The organism is uncultured Allobosea sp. (assembly GCF_945956895.1).
Taxonomy (GTDB): Bacteria; Pseudomonadota; Alphaproteobacteria; order Rhizobiales; family Beijerinckiaceae; genus Allobosea.
In genome coordinates this window covers 1-3,139 of sequence record NZ_CAMFJF010000154.1, presented here as the reverse complement: position 1 = coordinate 3,139, position 3,139 = coordinate 1, and the positions used below count along the sequence as shown (strand labels likewise).

Genomic DNA, 3,139 nt, shown 5'->3' with positions numbered 1-3,139 from the left:
CGGTCGATCAGGCGGGAGACCAGCGTCTCCTTCTCGCTCGGACGGCCTTCGCGCTTGAAATAGCCGCCGGGAATGCGGCCGGCCGCGAAGGTCTTTTCCTGGTAGTTCACGGTCAGCGGGAAGAAGTCGAAGCCGGGCTTCGGCTCCTTGGCCGAGACGACGGTCGCGAGCACGACGGTCTCGCCATAGGTGGCCATCACGGCGCCGTCGGCCTGGCGGGCGACCTTGCCGGTTTCGAGGACGAGCTTGCGGCCGCCCCAGATCAGTTCTTCGGTTTGGATGTCGAACATGGATTTTTCTTTCGGTCGGGTTTCGACCCGTCCGGTGCCTTCAGGCCCATGGGCAAGACGGCAGAACGCTCGGATGTAAAAGGAATGCGCCCGAGCGCTCGGCGATCCTGCCATGGACGTCTTGGGCGCCCGGCGGGTCACGCGGGAGGGCCGCCCCATGCGGCCGCCGCGGCAGTTAGGCAGGCGCCCCCACAACATCGGATTTTTCCGATGTTGTAATGGCTTGGTAGGTCATCGTTATCGCGTCCGAAAGGACGCGCGATGATCTAGCGGCCTTGCCCGAAAAGGAGCCGCCCGGAGCAGATCGCACCGGGCGGAAACCATCAGCTTTCGATCAGCGGCGGATGCCGAGCCGTTCGATCAGCGTCTTGTAGCGAGCCTGGTCCTTGCCCTTGAGGTAGTCGAGCAGGGAACGGCGCTGGGAGACCAGCTTGAGCAGGCCGCGGCGCGAATGGTTGTCCTTCGCATGCGACTTGAAATGGCCGGTCAGGTTGGTGATGCGCTCGGTCAGGATCGCGACCTGAACTTCCGGCGAGCCGGTGTCGTTCGGCTTGGTAGCGTATTCCTGGAGCAGCGCGGTCTTGCGCTCGGCAGTGATCGACATCGGGAGATCCTCGTGTTCGGGTTGATCTGGCGGGCCAGGCCGGGATGTCGTCCAGCGAGGTCCGAAGCCCGCGAGCCGCCTCATCAAGGAGGGGTCGCGCCGCCGGCTGGTTAAGCCGGTTGCCCGGGCATATACACGAAATCGGGGGAAACGCCAGCGTTGCGGAGTCAGGACTGGGCGCGAGGCGCTTGACCGGCCGCTAGGCGGAGGCCTCGCCGCGGTCGTAGCGCTGCTGCGCCGCCTCGACCTCGCCGATATGCGCCTCGGCCCAGAGCGTGAGCTGGTTCACCGTCTGCGCCAGCGTCCGCCCGAGCTCGGTCAGCGAATACTCGACGGTGACAGGCACCGTCGCGAAAACCTCGCGACGCACCAGCCCGTCGCGCTCCAGGCTCTTCAGCGTCTGCGACAGCATCTTCTGCGAGATGTTCTCGATCCGGCGCCGGAGTTCGTTGAAGCGCAGGGTGCCGTCGTCGAGCGCGATCAGGATCAGCACGGCCCAGGTATCGCCGATGCGGTCGAGCACGCGCCGCGTCGGGCACAAGGCCTGGAAAGGGTCGGGGCGTTTCAGCATGGCGGTTTCCCGGAGGTGACCATGTCGCTTGAAAGTGCCTTCTTTACGGGGCGGCGCGGCAGGATCAGGTAGGTTCCATTGGAGTGTAGGTATCCACTAGATACCACAACAAGGAGCCCTTGTCATGAAAGTCGCATTGATCGGCGCCAGCGGATTCATCGGTTCGCGCCTGCTGACCGAACTCTCCGCCCGCGGCCATGCCGTCACCGCCATCACCCGCAATCCCGGGAAGGTAGCCGCCCTGCCGGGCGTCACCGCCGTCAAGGGCGATGTCTTCGACAAGGACGGGCTTGCCAAGCTCATCGCCGGCCATGATGCGGCGATCAGCGCCGTGCATTTCACCGCCAGCGATCCGCAGATCCTGCTCGCGGCGGTCCGGCAGTCTGGCGTGAAGCGTTATCTCGTCGTCGGCGGCGCCGGCAGCCTCGAGGCCGCGCCGGGCGTGAAGCTGTCCGATACCCCGCAATTCCCAGCCGTCTATCTCGACGAAGCCCGGAAGGGCGGCGTCTTCCTCGATCTGCTGAAGCAGGAACAGGATCTGGACTGGACCTGCCTCTCGCCTTCGGCCTTGATCCAGCCGGGCGAGCGCACCGGCAAGTTCCGTCTCGGGACCGAGCAGCTTCTGGTCGATGCCAAGGGCAACAGCTCGATCTCGGCCGAGGACTACGCGATCGCGCTCGTCGACGAGCTGGAGAAGCCCGCGCATGGCCGTCGCCGCTTCACGGTCGGCTACTGATTTCTCGCGCCTATAAGAAAAGGGCCGCACCTCCATCGGGAGGCGCGGCCCTTCTTTATTGGCGGCTCGTGATCGCGATTATGCCTTGCGGAAGCGCTTTTCGCCGATGCTGAGCGTGCCGCGCTTCAGCTTCCCGAGCGCGACCCAGCCGGTCTCGCCCTCGAAATAGAGTTTCGAGCGATCGACCGCATAGCGGCCGACATGCTTGGCGCCGGCGGCGGGTTTCGCCTTGTGGAACTGACCGTCGGGCCTGAGGTCGATCAGGATCGACCCATCCTCGGTCTTCCACTGGCCGATGGCGGCCTGCTCGAAGGGGCCGGGCGTGTCGGCGGTGTCGAAATCGATCTCGAGCGGGCGGACGGTACGGCTGGCCGGCGCGAAGCCGGAAGCGAACTGGCCGAGAGCCTGAAGAACCTGGCTGATCTGCATGGTTTTCGTCTCCCTGTTGTAGTGACGGCTGAAACCGCTTGTCGCAGACATCCCCGTCGGGACCTGTCAGCAAGCGGTGCGGCATCGATCGACTCCAGCGAGTCGGCCGAGGAACGTCACGAATCTGTTTGCGAGGGCGGCGTCGTGATGGAGCAAAGCCCCGGCGCCTGTCACGGAGATAGGCCGATCAAGCGCCCCGACAAGGGGCGGTGCGTAAAAATTTCTCCGGGCAACGCCAGCAGAGCCAATTGCACAGCGTCATCCCGGACGGAGCGCAGCGGAGATCAGGGATCCATCGTAGAGCGCGGCGCCCTGCGATGGATCCCGGGTCAAGCCCGGGATGACGGCGATGGTGCCGGACGGGATCGGGGCGGCGCCAACTGGAGCCCTAAACGCATGCGGCGCCCTTTTGGGGCGCCGCGCTATCGTGTGCGAGGATGTTCGGAGGCTCGTCGCCTCAGAACTCCTCCCAACCTGAATCGCTGGCCCGGCCGTTGCCGCCATTGGCG

The 3,139-nt window shown here is 65.3% G+C and carries 4 protein-coding genes and 1 pseudogene; 1 reads left to right on the top strand and 4 read right to left on the bottom strand.

Annotated elements, in window-relative coordinates; translation table 11 throughout:
• The 3 genes and pseudogenes from Q0Q02_RS23670 to Q0Q02_RS23660 all read right to left on the bottom strand — a co-directional run.
• Positions 1–290: pseudogene (locus tag Q0Q02_RS23670) on the bottom strand (polyribonucleotide nucleotidyltransferase); the annotation flags it as partial.
• 334 nt (positions 291–624) lie between these two features.
• Positions 625–894 carry a 30S ribosomal protein S15 gene (gene rpsO, locus Q0Q02_RS23665; protein ID WP_047579443.1) on the bottom strand — a complete coding sequence of 90 codons (270 nt, stop codon included), beginning with the start codon at positions 892–894 and terminating at the stop codon, positions 625–627.
• Between the two features lie 199 nt (positions 895–1,093).
• On the bottom strand, positions 1,094–1,462 hold the full coding sequence (locus Q0Q02_RS23660; RefSeq protein WP_293813267.1) for a helix-turn-helix domain-containing protein: 369 nt from the start codon (positions 1,460–1,462) through the stop codon (positions 1,094–1,096).
• A gap of 127 nt (positions 1,463–1,589) precedes the next feature.
• On the opposite strand from Q0Q02_RS23660, the gene Q0Q02_RS23655 reads away from it, so the two are divergent.
• Positions 1,590–2,201: an NAD(P)-dependent oxidoreductase gene (locus Q0Q02_RS23655; RefSeq protein ID WP_293813266.1), complete on the top strand. Its 612-nt coding sequence runs from the start codon at positions 1,590–1,592 to the stop codon at positions 2,199–2,201.
• A gap of 78 nt (positions 2,202–2,279) precedes the next feature.
• Here Q0Q02_RS23655 and Q0Q02_RS23650 read toward each other — a convergent pair whose 3' ends face one another.
• Positions 2,280–2,630, bottom strand: a complete 351-nt coding sequence (locus Q0Q02_RS23650) for an Atu4866 domain-containing protein (protein WP_293813264.1) — start codon at positions 2,628–2,630, stop codon at positions 2,280–2,282.
• Positions 2,631–3,139 lie beyond the last annotated feature (509 nt).

What these genes read in the sequence shown, in the direction of transcription:
- Q0Q02_RS23650 (WP_293813264.1), bottom strand. Translation starts at nt 2,630, where the DNA reads ATGCAGATCAGCCAGGTTCTTCAGGCTCTCGGCCAGTTCGCTTCCGGC.
- rpsO (WP_047579443.1), bottom strand. Translation starts at nt 894, where the DNA reads ATGTCGATCACTGCCGAGCGCAAGACCGCGCTGCTCCAGGAATACGCT.
- Q0Q02_RS23655 (WP_293813266.1), top strand. Translation starts at nt 1,590, where the DNA reads ATGAAAGTCGCATTGATCGGCGCCAGCGGATTCATCGGTTCGCGCCTG.